This is a genomic window from Pseudomonas sp. NUPR-001 (genome assembly GCF_052147955.1).
In the GTDB taxonomy this organism is placed as follows: domain Bacteria; phylum Pseudomonadota; class Gammaproteobacteria; order Pseudomonadales; family Pseudomonadaceae; genus Aquipseudomonas.
On the sequence record NZ_CP197353.1, the window covers coordinates 314,244 to 332,970 of the forward strand.

At 59.6% G+C, this 18,727-nt stretch carries 20 protein-coding genes, 2 tRNA genes and 1 pseudogene; 6 read left to right on the plus strand and 17 right to left on the minus strand.

What is annotated here, in order from left to right:
- Window positions 1–49: 49 nt before the first annotated feature.
- A pseudogene (locus tag ACP6KB_RS01380) lies at window positions 50–646 on the plus strand (methyl-accepting chemotaxis protein); the annotation flags it as partial.
- A gap of 58 nt (window positions 647–704) precedes the next feature.
- On the opposite strand, the gene ACP6KB_RS01385 reads toward ACP6KB_RS01380, so the two are convergent.
- Complete coding sequence (locus tag ACP6KB_RS01385) at window positions 705–902, minus strand: hypothetical protein (RefSeq protein ID WP_442111547.1); 198 nt, start codon at window positions 900–902, stop codon at window positions 705–707.
- Window positions 903–1,147: 245 nt separating this feature from the next.
- Between ACP6KB_RS01385 and ACP6KB_RS01390 the strand changes: the two genes are divergently transcribed.
- Entirely contained in the window at window positions 1,148–1,393 is a 246-nt protein-coding gene (locus tag ACP6KB_RS01390; RefSeq protein WP_442111549.1) for a type II toxin-antitoxin system RelB/DinJ family antitoxin, read from the plus strand.
- A gap of 21 nt (window positions 1,394–1,414) precedes the next feature.
- Here ACP6KB_RS01390 and ACP6KB_RS01395 read toward each other — a convergent pair whose 3' ends face one another.
- From ACP6KB_RS01395 to ACP6KB_RS01415, 5 genes are all read right to left on the minus strand, one after another.
- Entirely contained in the window at window positions 1,415–2,341 is a 927-nt protein-coding gene (locus tag ACP6KB_RS01395; RefSeq protein ID WP_442111551.1) for an ImmA/IrrE family metallo-endopeptidase, read from the minus strand.
- The gene (locus tag ACP6KB_RS01400; protein ID WP_442111553.1) at window positions 2,338–2,652 is read right to left on the minus strand and encodes a hypothetical protein; all 315 of its coding nucleotides are present in this window, start codon (window positions 2,650–2,652) and stop codon (window positions 2,338–2,340) included. Before ACP6KB_RS01400 ends, ACP6KB_RS01395 begins: the two co-directional genes overlap by 4 nt.
- 9 nt (window positions 2,653–2,661) lie before the next feature.
- Window positions 2,662–2,898, minus strand: coding sequence for a colicin E3/pyocin S6 family cytotoxin (locus ACP6KB_RS01405; protein WP_442111555.1), 237 nt, complete (start codon window positions 2,896–2,898; stop codon window positions 2,662–2,664).
- 176 nt (window positions 2,899–3,074) lie between these two features.
- Window positions 3,075–3,150, minus strand: a tRNA-Thr gene (locus tag ACP6KB_RS01410).
- A gap of 74 nt (window positions 3,151–3,224) precedes the next feature.
- Complete coding sequence (locus tag ACP6KB_RS01415) at window positions 3,225–3,449, minus strand: hypothetical protein (protein WP_442111557.1); 225 nt, start codon at window positions 3,447–3,449, stop codon at window positions 3,225–3,227.
- A gap of 457 nt (window positions 3,450–3,906) precedes the next feature.
- On the opposite strand from ACP6KB_RS01415, the gene ACP6KB_RS01420 reads away from it, so the two are divergent.
- Together ACP6KB_RS01420 and mdtI are read left to right on the plus strand one after the other, a co-directional pair.
- A complete protein-coding gene (locus ACP6KB_RS01420; protein WP_442111559.1) occupies window positions 3,907–4,266 on the plus strand; it encodes an SMR family transporter in 360 nt (119 codons plus the stop codon).
- Window positions 4,260–4,589, plus strand: a complete 330-nt coding sequence (mdtI, locus tag ACP6KB_RS01425; RefSeq protein ID WP_442111561.1) for a multidrug/spermidine efflux SMR transporter subunit MdtI — start codon at window positions 4,260–4,262, stop codon at window positions 4,587–4,589. The genes ACP6KB_RS01420 and mdtI overlap by 7 nt, the downstream gene beginning before the upstream one ends.
- Window positions 4,590–4,828: 239 nt before the next feature.
- On the opposite strand, the gene ACP6KB_RS01430 is transcribed toward mdtI, so the two are convergent.
- The 5 genes from ACP6KB_RS01430 to ACP6KB_RS01450 are packed head-to-tail and all read right to left on the minus strand — an operon-like array spanning window position 4,829 to window position 9,082.
- Window positions 4,829–6,049: a methyltransferase gene (locus ACP6KB_RS01430; protein ID WP_442111563.1), complete on the minus strand. Its 1,221-nt coding sequence runs from the start codon at window positions 6,047–6,049 to the stop codon at window positions 4,829–4,831.
- A 45-nt stretch (window positions 6,050–6,094) separates the two neighbouring features.
- On the minus strand, window positions 6,095–6,784 hold the full coding sequence (locus ACP6KB_RS01435) for an ABC transporter permease (RefSeq protein ID WP_442111565.1): 690 nt from the start codon (window positions 6,782–6,784) through the stop codon (window positions 6,095–6,097).
- A complete protein-coding gene (locus ACP6KB_RS01440) occupies window positions 6,781–7,476 on the minus strand; it encodes an ABC transporter permease (RefSeq protein WP_442111567.1) in 696 nt (231 codons plus the stop codon). Before ACP6KB_RS01440 ends, ACP6KB_RS01435 begins: the two co-directional genes overlap by 4 nt.
- Before the next feature lie 57 nt (window positions 7,477–7,533).
- Window positions 7,534–8,295, minus strand: coding sequence for an ABC transporter substrate-binding protein (locus ACP6KB_RS01445; RefSeq protein WP_442111569.1), 762 nt, complete (start codon window positions 8,293–8,295; stop codon window positions 7,534–7,536).
- A gap of 13 nt (window positions 8,296–8,308) precedes the next feature.
- Window positions 8,309–9,082 carry an ABC transporter ATP-binding protein gene (locus ACP6KB_RS01450; protein ID WP_442111571.1) on the minus strand — a complete coding sequence of 258 codons (774 nt, stop codon included), beginning with the start codon at window positions 9,080–9,082 and terminating at the stop codon, window positions 8,309–8,311.
- Window positions 9,083–9,693: 611 nt separating this feature from the next.
- Here ACP6KB_RS01450 and gabP point away from each other — a divergent pair.
- On the plus strand, window positions 9,694–11,088 hold the full coding sequence (gene gabP / locus ACP6KB_RS01455; protein ID WP_442111573.1) for a GABA permease: 1,395 nt from the start codon (window positions 9,694–9,696) through the stop codon (window positions 11,086–11,088).
- A gap of 75 nt (window positions 11,089–11,163) precedes the next feature.
- Here the strand turns inward: gabP and ACP6KB_RS01460 are convergent, their stop codons facing one another.
- The 6 genes from ACP6KB_RS01460 to ACP6KB_RS01485 form a co-directional block, all read right to left on the minus strand.
- Window positions 11,164–11,604, minus strand: a complete 441-nt coding sequence (locus ACP6KB_RS01460; protein ID WP_442111575.1) for a hypothetical protein — start codon at window positions 11,602–11,604, stop codon at window positions 11,164–11,166.
- A 78-nt stretch (window positions 11,605–11,682) separates the two neighbouring features.
- The gene (gene ppk2, locus ACP6KB_RS01465; protein ID WP_442111577.1) at window positions 11,683–12,711 is read right to left on the minus strand and encodes a polyphosphate kinase 2; all 1,029 of its coding nucleotides are present in this window, start codon (window positions 12,709–12,711) and stop codon (window positions 11,683–11,685) included.
- 144 nt (window positions 12,712–12,855) lie between these two features.
- Window positions 12,856–12,931: transfer RNA gene (locus ACP6KB_RS01470), tRNA-Phe, on the minus strand.
- 91 nt (window positions 12,932–13,022) lie between these two features.
- The gene (locus ACP6KB_RS01475; protein ID WP_133216489.1) at window positions 13,023–13,295 is read right to left on the minus strand and encodes an oxidative damage protection protein; all 273 of its coding nucleotides are present in this window, start codon (window positions 13,293–13,295) and stop codon (window positions 13,023–13,025) included.
- Window positions 13,292–14,359, minus strand: coding sequence for an A/G-specific adenine glycosylase (gene mutY, locus ACP6KB_RS01480; RefSeq protein WP_442111579.1), 1,068 nt, complete (start codon window positions 14,357–14,359; stop codon window positions 13,292–13,294). The genes ACP6KB_RS01475 and mutY overlap by 4 nt, the downstream gene beginning before the upstream one ends.
- A complete protein-coding gene (locus ACP6KB_RS01485) occupies window positions 14,356–16,608 on the minus strand; it encodes an AsmA family protein (protein ID WP_442111581.1) in 2,253 nt (750 codons plus the stop codon). The genes mutY and ACP6KB_RS01485 overlap by 4 nt, the downstream gene beginning before the upstream one ends.
- Window positions 16,609–16,954: 346 nt before the next feature.
- Here ACP6KB_RS01485 and ACP6KB_RS01490 point away from each other — a divergent pair, with 346 nt between their 5' ends.
- Window positions 16,955–18,616 (plus strand): OFA family MFS transporter, encoded by a 1,662-nt coding sequence (locus ACP6KB_RS01490; RefSeq protein ID WP_442111582.1) that lies wholly within the window; start codon window positions 16,955–16,957, stop codon window positions 18,614–18,616.
- The last annotated feature ends 111 nt before the right edge of the window (window positions 18,617–18,727 follow it).

An 18,727-nucleotide genomic window follows, 5' to 3' on the forward strand; every position in this document is an offset into this window, starting at 1 on the left:
TGCGGCGCGTCACCTGGCCGAAGAAGGCCAGCAAGTTGTTGATCGCAACATCGCGGCGATGAACCGCCTGTCGGACCTGATCTGCACCTCCAGCGCGCACATCGAGACGCTCAACAGCAAAACCGTGAACATCGGCCAGATCCTTGAAGTGATCACCAGCATTTCCCAGCAAACCAACCTGCTGGCGCTCAACGCCGCAATTGAAGCGGCGCGTGCGGGCGAGGCCGGGCGCGGTTTTGCCGTGGTTGCTGATGAAGTACGTAACCTCGCGCACCGCACCCAGGAGTCGGCGCAGCAGGTACAGAACATGATCGAAGAACTGCAGGTTGGCGCCCGCGAGTCGGTTGACACCATGGGCCAGAGCCAGCACCACAGTCAGGAGAGTGTCGAGATTGCCAATCAGGCCGGTGAGCGCCTGGGCAGCGTGACCCTGCGCATCGGCGAGATTGACGGCATGAACCAGTCGGTGGCGACCGCCACTGAAGAACAAACGGCCGTGGTTGAAGCGATCAACATGGACATCAACGAGATCAACATGCTCAACCAGGAAGGGGTCGAAAACCTGCAATCGACCTTGCGTGCCTGCACCGACCTGGAGCAGCAAGCCGCTCGCCTGAAACACCTGGTGGGCAGCTTCCGCATCTGACCCATTGCTGCCATTACACGCCTACACAGCCAGCCCTGTAGGCGTGTGGTGGCAGCTGTCACTCAGCGTCATCGTCAGGGACTTCATCGGTAACCAATACGCGCGCGTGAGCCGTGTGCTCATTTTCCATGCGTAGCCCGAAGTAGCGGGTGTCATTGGCGTCCCAGAAGGCTTCCACCTGAGCCATCAGTGCGTTTTCGAGCAGCACCTCGGCGCTGCGTTCCAGGATGATCGAGTAACGTGTTTCGGTGTTCATTAAAAAGGGGCTCGCAACGGTGGCGGGGGCTTGAAGAAAAATCGATGCCATTATGCCGCCCCGTCGATTTTTGGCCCTGACCGCTCATCGATTGGAGGGTGTTTCACGACGGCCGTGAACCTGTGGGAGCGGGCTTGCCCCGGGCAAGCCCGCTCCCACAGGGGGCTGCTCGAATAGCCATTCAAGGCAGTTCACCCCACCGGAGCGTTTCAGTACTTTCTTGGTAGTGCCTCAGGATCAAAGCCATGGTTTCCATCAACGTCTGTATCCACGAAGCGCTTAAGGCATGTGCTTATCGTGTTCTGGAAAAACAAGGCGTCACACCTTCTGAACTGATGCTTCAGGTGCTGATCTCCGGTGCCGAACGGGGCAAGTTGCCCTTAAAACAGAGGATGTTGACTGAGCAGACCAGGCTTTGCAGGCAACAGTGTACGAACGGCTTCCTGCTCTGCAGGAGCGGGTCAAGAAGGCGAGCAGTGCCCACGTTGTAATGCCATCGCCAGTAAGTCCCACTAGCCTCGCCGCTTCAATTCCTTCACCCGCTTGATCACGTACTGTTCGAACAGCGGATGTTGGTACACCGGCTGATAATCACCCCGGTCGGCGAACGCACGGATTATGGCCCCGCATATCTCAGCTTCGTTTCTCGTTTTGTTCTTGTTGAACGCCGCCGCCAGAATCGCATTGATGCTCTGGAGGTAAGCTCTCATGTCGGTGTCATCAAGAATGTTCGCGTAAACATCGCGCCACGGCCTTTGATCGACCTCTTGGATGTCTCGACCTACAAACACCCAGCTCATGTAACGTTGGCCGTCAATTTCGAAGCTTTCAAAGCGGCTGTCGGTGTGAAAGCAGGCGCGGGATATGAGTGTTTCTCGGGCCGGTGGGTAAGGGGCGGTAAATGATCGTTGTGCGTTCACCAGGCGTGATGCGCTATCGATTTGGACGCAGACGATGGGGTGGGGCAGTGAACGGAAGATTTTGTAGAACGTCGCTTCTTTGGAGGCACCAACCTTGGAAAGCACGGACCGAAAATACGCTTCCACATTGGCGTTTCGGTTGAACTCTTCAATGAGCCAGTTGGTGGGCATTAACAGTTCGGCTGCAAACCGATTCGCTTCTGCCTCCATCTGCAGGTAGGCAGCCCCCACTTCTCCGGGGTCGATGTGGGAAACGATGGTGCCGGTGTGCCAAGGGATGATGATGTGGCCGATCTCGTGGGCCAGGGTAAATTTACGCCGGGTAAGTGGGGCGCTAGCGTTGATCAGTATCTTTGGCTTGGCATCTCCACCTATGCCGACGGTAACTCCGTCTACGGCGAAGGGGAAATCGTGGAACTCCAGGTCGCCATAATGATTGGCGAGTTGTTCCAGGTCGAAGGGCGGGGTGAGTTTGCGAATGGCCAACACTCGGTTGGCCATTTTTTCTTCAGGGGTCAATGAATTTTGCCCATGCTGCGCAACCAGGCTTCGACCTTGGCTGCTTCAGCAACGGAAGGTGCGCGGGCTGCCATAGCCGAGCGATCACGGAGCAATTCGTCCTGCAGAGAGGTGCCGTATTTATGGGCAGTCAAAACGAATGGCAACACCGACGGTGTTGTTGACCACAGCTGGTATTCGTTCCACTCCATGCCCAGGAACTCATGTAGCTCCAGCTCTGCGCCTTGACGCCCTTCATGCCAGGCTTCCACGAACTGGTCGATTTCTTCTTCCAGCACCTCGCCTTGCAGGCACGCTTGGATAAAACTCATATGTCACCCTCAATTGGGGTTGATTCTGCGGCCGCGAACGGCAGGCTTCAAGGTAATGCCCGTGGTGGGGCAGACTGAACCCAGATGGAAGCCACGGCGATCAAAGACTTCGAACTCGCCATGGAGGGAATCCCATGAGTAGTACCGCTGCTCTACCGTATCAAAATAGTATTTTCTTTGGCCTTGGACAAACGCGACCTTGAAGCCGCTGACAATAGAAGGGTCTGGCCTCGGCTTACCACCCATTCACAGTTCCTTTCCGTGAGGCTCTGGGCCGGTCACTCTGCCGGCTAGGTGGCAACTGTAATGGATGCTTGTGCTGGAGGCATCCCAAGGCTCGAGCAGTTTCGTGTCAGGACGTATCGCAACCGAGGCACAAACAAAAAAGGCCCACCTTTCGGTGAGCCTCTTTTTACTGCGTATGGTGCCGGCACCAGGAATCGAACCCGGGACCTACTGATTACAAGTCAGTTGCTCTACCATCTGAGCTATACCGGCACAGGGGCGTCATTATAGCGATCAGTTTGCGTCTGTAAACTACTTCTGCAACTTTCCTTTCAAACGCTGTTTTCTTACCAGTCGCGGTGCAATGTCGTGGCGTCAGGTTCGGCCTTGGTTGGGTCGAATAACATCGGTTTGTGCTGGTGGCAGCCGCGCTTATTGCAGTGCGTGGAAGGCTGGACCGGGAGGGCGTTGTCGCTCATCTCGCGGGCTTGTGGCGTTTGCCAGTCAGGGCTTGGGCTGCTGCAGCCGGCCAGGGTGAGGGCGAGTGCAGCGAGGGGCAGTAGGGGTTTCATGTGGAATTCCGTTTTCTATAAGCCTGCGTCTTGAAGAGGGACGCGTTGGTTCATGGGGGGCTCTTGGTTCCAGGGCATGATCAGATATCTCCTGACTATGCGTATTAGGCTGTAAACCATGTCCCCGGTTTGTACCGGGGCAAGCCCGCTCCCACAGGGGGGGCAAAGCAGTTTGCTGGTCGGTGAATATACTTTACGAAGCTTTCAGCAGGCTTTAAGGGCTTTTAACTGAATAGCGGGAGATATACGCGATTTTTAATTAGTTGTTTTCTATCGATTTGACTTTAGCGATGCCTTGAGCTAATTTCGTGTTCATTATGTTGAACAGTAAAGCGTTTCTGCTCCCCACCTCTCGTCTGGTCTCCCGTGAAAATCACTGGACCGGCGGTCTGTAGCGCCTCCCTCGACAATCAGCGTTTTCTCTCTTTTTGTTTGTTGTTGCCCGTGGGAGGGCATCATGCGTTCCTGGATCTATTTGTTTATTGCCATCACCGCTGAGGTGATTGGTACCGCGTCGATGAAATTCGCCGCCACTGAGCATCCATTGCTTGGCCATGGCTTGATGTACGCCATGATCGGTCTTTCGTACTTTTTCCTCGCGCTGGCTGTTAAGCGTGTGCCTGTGGGCGTTGCCTACGCGTTGTGGGAAGGCATCGGCATTGTGCTGATTACGTTGATCAGCGTTACCTGGCTGGGTGAAAGCCTGGGCCTGCTCAAGGCTGCCGGCCTGGGTGTGATGATCGCCGGTATCCTGCTGATCAAGGCCGGTACTCGTCCTGCTCCTGCCGAGCGCAATGGGGAGGCCTTGCCATGCTAAGCATGAATTGGATTCCGTTCGCCTGGCTCGGCCTGGCGATTGCGCTGGAAGTCGTGGCGAACCTGCTGCTCAAATACTCCGATGGCTTTCGTAAGCGTGGCCTGGGGATTATTTCGATTCTGTGTGTGTTGGCGGCCTTTACGGCGTTGGCTCAGGCTGTTCGCGATATTGAACTGTCGCTGGCTTATGCCATTTGGGGCGGCTTCGGCATCCTCGCTACGGTCGCCATGGGCTGGGCCTTGTTTGGTCAGCGCCTGGCCGGGCGTGGCTGGTTGGGCCTGGTGCTGTTGCTGGCGGGTATGAGCCTGCTGAAACTGGCCTGATTTTGCTGCTTAGAGCAATTTGCTAAAGCGCTTATGCACAACGCACGTGCCAGCTTGGCAGTACGTGCGTCGGCGTGCCGCAGGCCGTTGGTCTTTGCGCAAATGGCTGTTTTTGCTGGCGATAAAACGCTGGATAAAAAACAGCCAAACGCGCAAAGCGCTTGGATCCAAGGTTTTTCAGGGCTTTTTCAAAAGGTTGCCCACAGAGTTATCCACAGGCTGTGCACCGTTGTCGCAGGCTACTGGCGTTCGGCCAGAAGCATCAGGTTGCGCGGGGTCAACGGCTGTTGGCAAAACACGCCTAACTGCACCCGGTAGCCTTGCTCCTGCAGGTACAAGGCACGGTCCAGTACCAGCCACAGTTCCAGCGGGCGACGGAACAGGTTGCGCAGCAGTTCCAGGTTGCGCACCTGCGCCAGGCGCTGCCAGCCCTGGGCCTGCAAAGCGTCCCAATCAGGGGTGTGATCGATGTGCAGGTCTTTGAGGGCCGCCAGGTCGCGGCAGTAGTCGGCAAACGGTTTGTGCAGCCAGCTCACCGGCAACGACGGTGTCGGCAGGTATTGATCCGTGCCGCGCAGCTGGCGTTGCAGCAGGTCGAAGCCCAGGCGCCTGGCCATCGACTCGTCGCGTTGGCGCCGCACCCTGGCGCCGGCGGTAACGGTTTCGCTCAGTGGCAAGCCAAGATCATCAATCGACAGTTGCAGGCCTGAAGCCATGGCAGCAGCCGAGAGTGCCTGATACTGCGGCGCGCGGATGCGGTTGTAGCAGCAGGGGGCAATCGCCAGCTGACGACAACCCGACTGGCTGGCCAGTTGAATCAGGCGCACGTGCAGGTCGCCGCAGGCATGCAGGGCGACGGCGGTGTGCTCACTGCTCAAGTGCCGCTCGGCATCTGCGGCCAGCACGTCTTGCAAATGATGCTGGCTGCTCAGGTTGTGATGCTGGCTGAGCGCTTGCCCGGCGGCGACCAGCGCGGGATCGTATTCCAGGCAGGTCAGTTGTTGGCTGTCGCCTTGCAGCAGGCGACGGCCGAGGTGGCCTTTGCCCGAGCACCAGTCGAGCCAGTGCTGCGGTTGAGCGCTGAAGTTCAGGTGGCTGGCAAAGGCTTCGATCTGCTGCCATTTGCGCCCGGGTACATCGACGTTCAGGCGGTGGCTCGCCGCAGGCACGGCATGTGTGGATAACTCACCGATCTCTGAAAGCTGCAGCGCGGCGCGTGCCAGCGCTGTGAAGGGGGCGGGTGCGTCGAGGTGTTCGGGGTGGTTGTGCGCCGCTTCTGCTTCGCTCAGCGAGCGCTGGCGCAACCAGTTGGCCAAGGCCGGGTGCTCGGCTTCCCAGGGTAGAGACAGTTGAGTAAACGGACGTGGCCGCCACAGTGACTGGTGCTCGCGCAGAAAACCGTCCAGGGCCTGGAAGCGGCTCAGTAACTGGTGATTTTCGAGTGGGCGGGGCGTGGTCATGGGGCGGTTACGAAAACGGGGCTGTGATAGCCCCGTTATACAGGTTTAGCGACCCTGGCAGGCGTCGACGCGCAGCCAGCGTTCAAGCAGCTTGAACGCCTGCACCAGCAGGAACGAGATCACCAGGTAGAACACACCGGCGGCGAAGAAGATCTCTACCGGCAAATAGGTGCGGGCGATGATGGTTCGGGCCATGCCGGTCAGTTCCAGCAGTGTCACCGTGCTCGCCAGGGCACTGGCCTTGAGCATGAGGATCACTTCGTTGCTGTAGGCCGGCAAGCCGATACGCGCAGCACGGGGCAGCATGATGTAGAACAGTGCCTTGGCCCTGGACATGCCCAAGGCCCGCGCCGCTTCGATTTCACCACGCGGAATGGCCTGCAGTGCGCCACGCAGAATCTCGGCGATGTAGGCGGCGGTGTGCAGGGTCATGGTCAGGACGGTACACCAGAACGGGTCGCGCAAGTACGGCCACAAGGCGCTGTTACGCACCGCTTCGAACTGAGCCAGGCCGTAGTACACCAGAAACAGTTGAACCAGCAGCGGTGTGCCGCGGAAGAAGAAGATGTAGCTGAAGGGCAGGGCGCGCACGTACCAGTGCCGCGAGGAGCGGGCGATACCCAGCGGGATGGCCAGGATCAAACCGGCAATCACGGCGATGGCCACCAGTTCCAGGGTCAGCGTGGCGCCTTGGGCCAGGCGTGGCAGCCACTTGATGATGACTTCCCAATTCATTGGTTAGGCCTCGCGAAGCCGCGTGCGGCACGTTTTTCCATGAAGTGCATGCCGGTCATGGCCAGAATGGTCAGCCCCAGGTAGATCACTGCAGCAACCATGTAGAAGGTGAATGGTTGCTTGGTCACCGTTACCGCGATCTGCGAGTGGCGCATGATCTCTTCCAGGCCGATCACCGAGACCAGCGCGGTGTCTTTCATCAGGATCATGAACAGGTTGCCAAGGCCGGGAAGGGCGATACGCCACATTTGCGGCAGGATCAGCTTGGAGAAAATCCGCCCTTTCGACAAACCCAGGGCCAGGCCCGCTTCACGGTGGCCTTTGGGGATGGCCAGGATCGCGCCACGGAAGACTTCGGTGGCGTAAGCACCGAAGCACAGGCCCAGGGCGATAACGCCAGCGGCAAAGGCGTTGAGCTCCAGGCCAGGAATATTCAGGGCTTCACCGAGCCGGTTCATCAAGGTGACGGTGCCGAAGTAAATCAACAATACCCACAGCAGCTCGGGGACACCACGCACCAGCGTGGAATAGAAACCACCGAGAAATTGCAGGGGTTTGTACGGCGAAGTCTTGGCCAGGGCGCCTAGCAGCCCCAGTACCAGCCCCAGCAGCAGGGCCGACAACGCGAGTTTGACGGTCATCAGCGTCCCGGCCAACAAGGCCGGACCGAATCCGTAGAGATCAATATTCATGGGCAGGTTTGTTCAAAGGACCGGCATTGCCGCAAGGGCAATGCCGGTCGGGGCGAATCAATAGATGCTGAACGGGAAGTATTTGTCGTTGATCTTCTTGTAGGTGCCGTCAGCAACGATTTCTTTCAGGGCAGCGTTCAGCTTGTTGCGCAGTTCGTTGTCGCCTTTGCGCACAGCGATACCGACCTTGTCGCTTTCGTTCACCGGCTCGCCTTTGAACTCGTAGTTCTGGCCTGCAGCGGACTTCAGCCAGTCGTAGTTGGCGTACTTGTCGGCCAGCAGCGCGTCGACACGGCCGGAAGTCAGGTCGAGGTAGGCGTTTTCCTGGGTGTCGTACAGGCTGACTTTGAAATCGCCGTCCATGCCGCCGTTATCGTCCAGCCAGGTAGCAGCCTGGGTGGCACGCTGGGTGCCGAGGGTCTTGCCTTTGAGCGATGCTTTGTCGGTTTTGAAGTCGACGTTTTTCGGCGCAATGAACTGCTGCTTGTTCGAGTAGTACGGGTCGGTGAAGTCCACGGCCTGCTTACGCTCGTCGGTGATCGACAGCGAAGAGACGATGAAGTCGAACTTCTTGGCGTTCAGGGCCGGGATGATGCCGTCCCAGTCGGAGGTGACCACTTCGCACTCGACCTTCATCTTGGCGCACAGGGCGTCGCCGATGTCTTTGTCGAAGCCGACGACCTGGCCACTGGCGTCCTTGTTGTTGAACGGCGGGTAAGCCGCCTCGATGCCCATTTTCAGTTTCTCGGCAGCCATTGCATTGGCCGAGAACACCAGCGTGGCGGCAGCGGCCAGGAGGAATTTCTTATAGGTCTGCATGCGTGTTGCTCCGTTAGCGGTTGCTGGACATGAATTGTTTACAGCGTGCCGAGTTCGGGTTTTCAAAAACCTGCTGCGGCGTTCCCTGCTCTTCGACCAGCCCTTGGTGCAGGAAGATGACTTCGCTGGACACCTGGCGGGCAAAGCCCATTTCGTGCGTAACCAGTAGCATGGTACGGCCTTCTTCGGCGAGGGCACGGATAACGTTAAGCACTTCCTGGACCATTTCCGGATCCAGTGCCGAGGTTGGCTCGTCAAACAGAATGACTTTGGGTTTCATTGCCAGAGTGCGGGCAATGGCGGCGCGCTGCTGCTGGCCACCGGACAGTTCAGCCGGGTAGCTGTGGCGCTTGTTGTGGATGCCGACTTTGTTGAGCAGGGCTTCGGCGTGCTCGATGGCTTCGGCCTTGCTTTGGCCAAGCACGCGGCGTGGTGCCTCAATGATGTTGTCGAGGATGCTCATGTGTGGCCAGAGGTTGAAGTTCTGGAACACGAAACCGATTTCGCTGCGCAGGCGATTGATCTGCTTGTTGTCGGCAGCCACCAGATCGCCGTTCTTCGCGGCCTTGAGCCGCAGCTCTTCACCGGCCACCAGGATCTGGCCCTGGTGCGGGTTTTCCAGCAGGTTGATGCAGCGCAGCAGAGTGGACTTGCCGGAGCCGGAGGATCCCAGGATCGAGATCACATCGCCATCGTGTGCCGTCAGCGAGATGCCCTTGAGAATCTCCTGATCGCCGTAGCGTTTGTGCAGGTTGCGGATTTCCAGCGCGGGCGTGGCCTCAGCCATGTGCGGTCCTCATGTGTTCTGGTGCGCTCCTGCCGTTGGCGGCCTTTCTTGGCGAGCGCCAAGCTAGCATAGCGGCGGAATGACAGCCAACAAGCTCGGGAGGGGCAAGGGGTTGCCGGGAGGGTGAGTGTCGCATCGCTGCAGCGGACTGTCGCGCGGATGACCACTTACCGTCCTTTCCGGGGCCGGAGCCTTGATGAAAAAAGGCGCGATGGTGCCAGTTTTGGCCGGGGCTGGGAAGTCGTTTGTGACCTTCACAGCCGCTTTGGCCCGTGAATGCGGCAATTGGTTGCGCCTTGAGGTTGCGCCTTTTTGCCCTGCGGTTGTGCGCGGGGTGTTACCGCTGGATGGTTTTGGTGCACCTGGGTATTTGTAAGTGGGTATTTCAGTAATTGTGTTTTTTCGCGGGTTTTTGATGGGCTTTCGGCCAGCTCCTGGCAGAAAGACCTGTAAGCCTTGTTGCACGGGGCTGTTAGAAATTTCATACGAACGGTCTCGTCGCTGGCGCGCTAATTGCGTCACTCCCCGGCAACAGGATGTAGCACTCTTTTCAGAAGGGTGCGCCTGACCGAAACAGGATTCTGAAAGCCACTCCTTTCAAAGGTAGTTTTATGAGCGGTACGCACAATTCCAATGACCTCGCTCAGGGGCTCAAACAACGGCATGTCACCATGCTGTCTATTGCTGGCGTGATCGGCGCTGGCCTGTTCGTGGGTTCGGGCCATGCCATTGCCGCCGCCGGCCCGGCCGTTTTGCTGGCGTATGCCGCCGCCGGTACCTTGGTGGTGCTGGTAATGCGCATGCTCGGGGAGATGGCCGTTGCCTCGCCCGATACCGGTTCGTTCTCCACCTATGCCGACAAGGCCATCGGCCACTGGGCCGGTTTCACCATTGGCTGGCTGTACTGGTGGTTCTGGGTACTGGTGATCCCGCTGGAGGCCAACGCTGCTGCAACCATCCTGCATGCCTGGTTCCCTGATGTCGGGATCTGGGTGTTCACCCTGGTCATTACTTTGCTGCTGACCGCTACCAACTTGTTCAGCGTGAAGAACTACGGTGAGTTCGAGTTCTGGTTCGCCCTGCTCAAGGTCATCGCCATCATTGGCTTCATTGTGCTGGGTGTGGCTGCGGTGTTTGGCTTGCTGCCCAACAGCCAGGTCAGCGGCGTCAGCCATCTGTTCGACACCCAGGGCTTCATGCCTAACGGCCTGGGCGCGGTGCTGGCAGCGATGCTGACGACCATGTTCTCGTTCATGGGTACCGAGATCGTTACCATCGCTGCGGCCGAATCCAAGGATCCGGGCAAGCAGATCAGCAAGGCCACCAACTCGGTGATCTGGCGGATTTTCCTGTTCTATCTGGTATCGATTTTCCTGGTGGTGGCACTGGTGCCGTGGAACAGCAGTGAGCTGGCAGAAGTCGGTTCGTACCAGACGGTGCTGAACCTGATGGGCATCCCGAATGCCAAGCTGATTGTCGATATCGTGGTCTTGATTGCGGTGACCAGCTGCCTGAACTCGGCGCTGTACACCTCTTCGCGCATGCTCTTCTCCCTGAGCAAGCGTGGTGATGCGCCAGCGGTGGCGCAGCGCACTACTTCCAGCGGCACCCCTTATGTTGCCGTGGTGCTGTCGACTGCAGCAGCCTTCCTGACGGTGATCGCCAACTACGTGGCCCCGGCTGCAGTGTTCGAGTTCCTGCTGGCCAGCTCCGGCGCGATTGCGTTGCTGGTGTACCTGGTGATTGCCGTGTCGCAGCTGCGTATGCGCCGTCAGCGTATGGCAAAGGGCGAGAAGATCGCGTTCAAGATGTGGCTGTTCCCGGGGCTGACCTGGGCGACTATCGCGTTCATTGTTGCGATTCTGACGGTGATGCTGATCCGCCCGGATCACCGCATCGAGATCATTGCGACCGGCTTGCTGTCGATTGCTGTGGTGGCGGCGGGGCTGTTGGTGGCGCGTAAGCGCAAGGCCGAGGCGGCTGGGCGTGTAGTGTTGGAGAGCTGATTGATCGCGGGGCAAGCCCGCTCCTACAGGTGATCCACTGTGGGAGCGGGCTTGCCCCGCGATAGTTACCCGAAATCAGCCAAACTGCTTCTGTTGTACCTTGGCCACTGCTTCGGAGGCCGAGACATACGCTTGCTGGAACTCATCGCTTTCCAGCCAGGCCATGGTGGTGTCTTCATCGGCACCATCGAGCCATTTGCGGTAAGCGGTGAAGACCATGACGATGTAGTCGGTGGCGTGCTCTTCCTTGTGGCCTTTAAGTACCAGGGCCAGCAGCGGGTCGACCAGGAACACCGAGATCAGCGGTACCAGGCCGCCTTCCTGGGCTTGTTTCATCTTCTCGAACAGGGCGTTGTAGCTGCCCGACTCCATGGCTTTGTTGAATACCTGCTCAACGCTGGCGCTGGAGCTCTCGCCGGAGCTTTTCACCGCCTGGCCGCTACGCACCATGCGGTTCTCGCGAGCCTTGGCGGCGGCGCGCTTGGCGCGTTTCTGTTGTTTGCTGTTGGAAGCCATCGGTGAACCCTGAGTCAAAAAATTTTGCCTATTGAAGCCTAGTTGGCACAGAAACCCAAGCGCCGCCGACGGCCTCGCTCAGGCAGGCTGCAGGAGCTCGCCACGGTCTTCTTCGGCCTGCACCCGTGCCGCGCGCTCAACCAGCAGCGGATCGGGCTGGTGGGCCACGCCAAGGTCCTTGCCGGGGTAGTCCAGCGAATGCAGGAAGTGACGGATGCAGTTGATCCGCGCGCGCTTCTTGTCGTCGGACTTGATCACCGTCCAGGGTGCATCGGCGGTGTCGGTGTGGAAGAACATGGCTTCCTTGGCCGCGGTGTACTCATCCCACTTGTCCAGCGACTTGATGTCGATCGGCGACAGCTTCCAGTGTTTGAGCGGGTCATCGCGGCGCGAGATGAAGCGGCGCAGTTGTTCTTCGCGGTTCACCGAGAACCAGTATTTGAACAGCAGGATGCCGCTGTTGCAGAGCATGCGCTCAAGATCCGGTGCCTGACGCATGAATTCCAGGTACTGCAGCGGTGAGCAGAAATCCATCACTCGCTCTACGCCAGCGCGGTTGTACCAGGAGCGGTCGAAGAACACCATTTCACCGGCAGTGGGCAGGTGCTGGATGTAGCGCTGGAAGTACCACTGGCCCTTTTCCTGCTCGGAAGGCTTCTCCAGGGCGACGATGCGTGCGCCGCGCGGGTTCAGGTGCTCCATGAAGCGTTTGATGGTGCCGCCTTTGCCGGCCGCGTCACGGCCTTCGAACAGCACGACGATGCGTTGGCCGGTTTCCTTGGCCCAGCTTTGCACCTTGAGCAGTTCGATCTGCAGTTCGTGCTTGGCCTTTTCATATTCGGCGCGACGCATGCGCGTGCGATAGGGGTAGCTGGCCGGCAGCTTGGCGTTGGTGCTGTCTTCATTGGAGCCGCGTGGCGCGGTGGCAACCTTGAGGGCGGCCGGTTTCTGGCTGATGCTGCTGATTTCACCGTCAGCGGCTTTACGCGTGGTCCGTGCTCGCCGTGGGCGAGGGCTGGCGGACGCAGGGGTGTGAGGCAGGCTGGCGTTGGACGATGTGTCTGAAGTCGGCGCAGGCAGAGGCAGGGCGGTAGATTCTTCGGTCATTGGGGGCCTGTTGGTTTTTCGAATATCCATCAGGCAGCTTACGGCGTTGTGCCAGTAGCGTACTGACGGCGGTCAACGGCTCTGGTTTTTTCCGGCACAAACAAAAAACCCCTGAATCTCGCGATTCAGGGGTTTCGGTATTAGTGGTGCCCAGAGACGGAATCGAACCGCCGACACGGGGATTTTCAATCCCCTGCTCTACCGACTGAGCTATCTGGGCAACGGGGCGCATTAAAAGACTTTTTCAGGGTTACGTCAAACTTTTTTTGAAAATTTTTTAAATTAATTCCGTCGCTTACGTTTTTCGGGGGTTATTCGCTAGGCGGAACGTAGCCTTCGGCCTTTTCGAATTCCTGGCCGGAGAAGAACTTGTCCATCTCGCCCTGGAGGAATTTGCGGTCCTCGGCGTTCATCATGTTCAGGCGCTTCTCGTTGATCAGCATGGTTTGCTCTTTCTGCCAGTCGGCCCAGGCCTTCTGCGAGATGTGCTCGAAGATGTCCTGACCTTTGGCACCCGGGTACGGTGGACGGTCCAGGCCTGGCAGTTCTTCTTTGTACTTGCGGCACATTACGGTGCGGGTCATCGCGGCTCTCCTGTAAGCAATACGTCGGCCGCGCGTTTGAGCAACTTTTTGACCGGGGCGGCAAGGCCCAGGCGCGGCGGGGTGGCGAGGTTATACCAGAGCCAGTCGGGCTCGGCCACGTGTGCCCGGGTGTCATCGACCCGGACCAACCATGGCTCGATCGCCAGCTGGAAATGGCTGAAGGTGTGGGTCAGGCCGTCGAGGGCCTGGCTGGAATCCAGGCTCAGGCCGTGCTGTTCGGCAAGGTCGTCGAGCTGGTCCAGGTTGTCGAGCTCCGGCAGGCTCCACAAGCCGCCCCACAGCCCCGTGGAAGGGCGGCGGTACAGCAGAATGGCACCTTCGCGGTTGGCCAGCAGCGGCATCACGGTACGCCGCTGTGGCAGCTCCTTGCGTGGCTTGGGTATCGGGTAGCGGATTTCCTGGCCGAGCATGTGCGCTTCGCAGCCGATCTGCAGCGGGCACAGCAGGCAGCTGGGTTTGCTGCGGGTGCACAGGGTCGCGCCGAGGTCCATCATCGCCTGGGTGTAGTGGTTGACGCGTTGGTGCGGCGTGTAACGCTCGGCGTTGGCCCACAGCACCTTGGCCACCTTCGGCTCGCCGGGGTAGCCTTCCTGCGCGGTGTAGCGCGCCAGCACGCGTTTGACGTTGCCGTCGAGGATCGGCGCGCGCAGACCCATGCTGATACTGGCAATCGCCCCGGCAGTCGACAGGCCGATACCGGGCAGATCGGTCAGCTTCTCGACATCGCGCGGGAATTCGCCGCCGTAGTGTTCAACGACGATTTTCGCGGTCTTTTGCAGGTTACGCGCTCGGGTGTAGTAACCCAGGCCGGTCCACAGGTGCAGCACTTCGTCTTCCGGCGCTGCGGCCAGGGCCTGCACGGTCGGCAAAGCCTCCATGAAGCGGCTGAAGTAGTTGAGCACGGTGCTCACCTGCGTCTGCTGCAGCATGATTTCCGAGACCCACACCCGATACGGGGTGATGCCCTGTTGCCAGGGCAGGTCATGCCGGCCGTTACGGTCGTACCATTCCAGCACCGCGCTGGAGAACTGCTCGGGGCTCATTTCTTGAACAGCCCCTTGAGCGCGTCTTTGACTTCCGGGCTCACCTTGTCACCTAGCTTCTCGTCGATCTTGTCACTGAGTTTCTCGCTGACTTTGTCACCGGCCAGCTTGGCGGCGACTTTGCCCAGGCCGTCTTTGTCCAGGCGGCAGGCTTTGGCGCCCAGCTCCAGCGGGCCACGGCAGCGCAATGGCAGTTCGAGGCCGACATAACGCTGGCCCACCTGGCAGGCAGGGTCAGGCATGTCGCGCTTGTCGCCTTCGACGATCACGCCGACGCGGTAGTCCATGCCCAGCACGCGCAGGTCGAGATCGCCATGGCCGTTGACGCTCAGGCCCGGAATACGCGCCTTGAGGTCGGGGTTGCTGGCCACGCCATTGCGCAGCACCAGGCTGCCTTTGAGCTCCTGGAACGGGGTGTCTTTGCCGCGTGGTTCGCCGCTCAGGTCTTTACGATTGAGGGTGGCGATGGCCTGGCACAGCTGCTGTTCGAGGTTGGCATTGACCAGGATGCCGTCGTTGATGACAAAGCTGGCGTTGCCGTTGAGGGTCTCGACCAGCGCTTTCTGGCTGTTGCCGGTGGCGGTCAGGTCGCTGTTCAAGGTCAGCAGGCCTTTGACCGGAGGGGTTTCGGTCTGGCTCTTGATGAAATGCTCGACTGGTACCCGGATGACCTTGGTGTTCAGGCCGATCTGCGGTACCGCCGGGCGAACGTCGAGGGTGCCCTTGGTTTCGAAGCTGCCGTCGTAGAGGCCGCCACGCAGCGCTTCCAAGGTGATCAAACCACCTTGGCCCTGGGTTTTCAGGTGGGCGTTGTCGATCGGCAGTTTTTCCAGGGTCAGCAAGCCGAAGCTCAGGTCAGCCTGCAGGTCGAGCTGGCGCAGGCGATCGACCGGCAGCAGCTTGTCGTTGCTCCAGGCTTCCTGGGTTGGGGCATCGGGCAGTGGCGTGTTACCGGCACTGGCCAGGGCGCTTTGTTCCTTGCTCTTGACCTCGGCCTGACGCGCCGCAGTGGCGCTGGCCGCCGCTTCGCTCTTGGCCGGCAGGTAACGATCGGCGTCGAACTTGTCGGCTTTGAGCTGGATACGCAGGGCCTGTTTGGCGAAGTCTTCGACGGCCAGGCGACCGCTGAAGGCGCTGTCGTCGAGTTTTACCGCCAGGTCTTCGAGGGCCAGGCTGTTCGGGGTGCCTTGCAGGCGGCTGACCATTTCGAACTTGCTTAGCGCGGTGGCGTCTGCGGTGGCAGGCAGGGTCACGCCGATGCTGTCGAGGAAGGTGCGCAGGTTGACCTGGGCGATGGACAGGCCACCGCTCAGTTGCGGGGTTTTATCCAGCTCGCGCAGGTTCAGCTCGCCCAGCGCGCGCAGTTGGTTGGCGGACAGTTTCAGACCGTTCCATTCGGCAACGTTGGCGGCCAGGTCGGCCAGCAGTTGGCCCTGGGCGGCGAAGGTCAGGGTTTTGCCTTGCAGAGGTTCACCAGAAGCCTCACCGCTGAGTTTCATGTCTTCGAACTGATAGCGCTTGAGGCGACGGTCGAAGCGCAGCTCACCGACCAGTTCGGTGCGGGCCTTGAGTACCGGCTGGCCCATGCTGACAAACGCCGTCATTTTCAGCGGGATGTTCACCCCTTCATGCACCGCGCCAGTGCTCAGCTGGATGCTCTCGGCGCCAAAGGTCTGGCCGCTGCGGGCATCGCTGTACTGCACCCGGGCGTTGTTCACGGTCAGGCTGTCGATGTCCAGCTTGACCGGGCGCTCGTTGGCGTCGCTCTTGCTCTCGGCCTTGGCGCTGCTATCAGCAGTGGGCGCTGGAGCCGTGCCGTCGGTGGTCGCTGCAGTGGCGGTTGGCAACGGTTTGCCGATGTCTTCCCAATTGCCATGGCCCTGTTCGTCACGGCTCAAGGTCAGGTTCAGGCCTTCGACGCGCACATCGCTCATCTGCACTTCGCGGCGCAGCAGCGGCAGTACGCGCACCGACAGACCAAGCATCTGCAGGTCGGCAAACGGTACTTTCGGGTTGTTCAGGGTGGCGATGCTGGCTTCATGCAGCTCCAGCCCCAACCAGGGGAAAAGGCTCCAGCCAATATCGCCATTGAGCGTCAGCTCGACGTGGGCTTTGTCGCGTGCAAGCTGGCGAATCTCGTCTTTGTAGTCGTTGGGATCGAAGAGGTGGGTCAGGGCAAAGCCTAAAGCCACAATGATCAGCAACAACCCGAGAAGCGCTAGCCCGAGGATTTTGCCGAACGCTTTCATGGGCGAGTCCTTGTAGTTCGATTCAAAATTTAGCCGCAGAGTATAGCGCCGTGCAGGTTGCTGCTGGCGACAGGTGCGGCCAATTGCGGAGTCTTCCCGCAGCGCGGGTTAGGGATTCGACAGCCAAGGACACGGCAGTTCCTTGCTCATAAGCCTCAGGTGTCGGGTAAAAGACGATATCAGTTTGCTTTCAAACAGAGGGGCTAATGCTACTCTTGCGCCCGCTCACCGGCCCTTATGTGGCGAAATGTCGCATTTTCTAGGGCAATTGCGCCAAAAACGATCAGTTGCCTGCAGGCCAAGGTCGTGAGCCGTGAGCTGACCATCTCTTGGGGGAAATACAATAATGAACAGCAGTATCACGGCAGGCGCGCTCACTGGCGGCCCTGGCTTCCTGTCCAAGGAGCGGATTATTGCCGCGCCCGGCTTCAATCGCTGGTTAGTGCCGCCGGCGGCCTTGGCGATTCACCTGTGCATTGGCATGGCCTATGGCTTTTCGGTGTTCTGGTTGCCGTTGTCGCAAGCCATCGGTATTACCGCGCCGGTTGCCTGTGCGCCAGACATGAGCTTTTTCGCTCGTCTGTTCAGTGCCGAGTGCGACTGGCAGATTTCGATGTTGAGCTGGATCTACACACTGTTCTTTGTATTCCTCGGTTGCTCCGCGGCTGTCTGGGGCGGCTGGCTGGAGCATGCCGGTCCGCGCAAGGCCGGGGTGGTTTCGGCGCTGTGCTGGTGCGGTGGTCTGCTGATGTCGGCGTATGGCATCTATAGCCACCAACTTTGGCTGATGTGGCTGGGCTCGGGGGTTATTGGCGGTATCGGCCTGGGCCTGGGCTACATCTCCCCGGTGTCGACCTTGATCAAATGGTTCCCGGACAAGCGCGGCATGGCTACCGGTATGGCCATCATGGGCTTTGGCGGCGGTGCGATGGTTGGCGCACCGTTGGCCGCAGCACTGATGAATCACTTTGCCAGCCCGGAAAGTGTGGGGGTCTGGCAAAGCTTTGTGGTGATGGCCGGCATCTACTTCGTGTTCATGATCGGCGGCGCCTTGGCCTACCGCGTGCCGCCTACCGGCTGGAAGCCCGAAGGCTGGACGGCACCCTTGAAGAAGGCCAGCAATGCAATGATCACCCACCGCCACGTGCATGTCAGCGTGGCGTGGAAAACCCCGCAGTTTGCCCTGATCTGGCTGGTACTGTGCCTGAACGTCTCGGCCGGCATCGGTATTCTCGGCATGGCTTCGCCACTGCTGCAGGAGGTCTTTGCCGGCAAGTTGCTGGGCAATGACCTGAGTTTCAGTGAACTGAGCACCGTGCAGTTGACCCAGATCGCCGCGATTGCTGCCGGGTTTACCGGGCTGTTGAGCCTGTTCAACATTGGCGGACGGTTTTTCTGGGCGTCGTTCTCGGACTATATCGGCCGCAAGAACACCTACTTCGCCTTCTTCGCCCTGGGTGTGGCGCTGTATGCGCTGATCCCGAACATGGGCCATCTGGGCAATATCGCCCTGTTCGTGGCGGCGTTCTGCATCATTCTGTCGATGTATGGCGGTGGTTTCGCCACGGTGCCGGCTTATCTGGCGGACCTGTTCGGCACGCAGATGGTTGGCGCCATTCATGGCCGCTTGCTGACGGCCTGGGCGGCTGCCGGTGTGCTTGGGCCGGTGCTGATTACCTACCTGCGCGAATATCAGTTGGCCCTGGGCGTGGAACGTGCGGCGGTTTACGACATTACCCTGTACATCCTTGCCGGTTTGCTGGTGCTGGGGTTTGTCTGCAACATGCTGGTACGCCCGGTGGCCGACAAATACTTCATGACCGACGCGCAACTGGCGGCGGAGCAGGCCTTGGGCCATGACCAGGGCAATGGCAATGCGCGGGTGCTGGAATGGCATGCGGCGCCCGGCAGCCTGCCGCTGGTGATCGCTGCCTGGCTGGCGGTGGGGATTCCGCTGGCCTGGGGTATCTGGGTGACCCTGCAGAAAACCGCAGTCCTGTTCAACTGACGCCTTCTGGTAGGAGCGGGCTTGCCCCGCGATTGCGGTGTGACAGGCAGTCCGCATCGCGGGGCAAGCCCGCTCCTACCGGGAGAAATTCCCCTGCCACATGTCATCTTC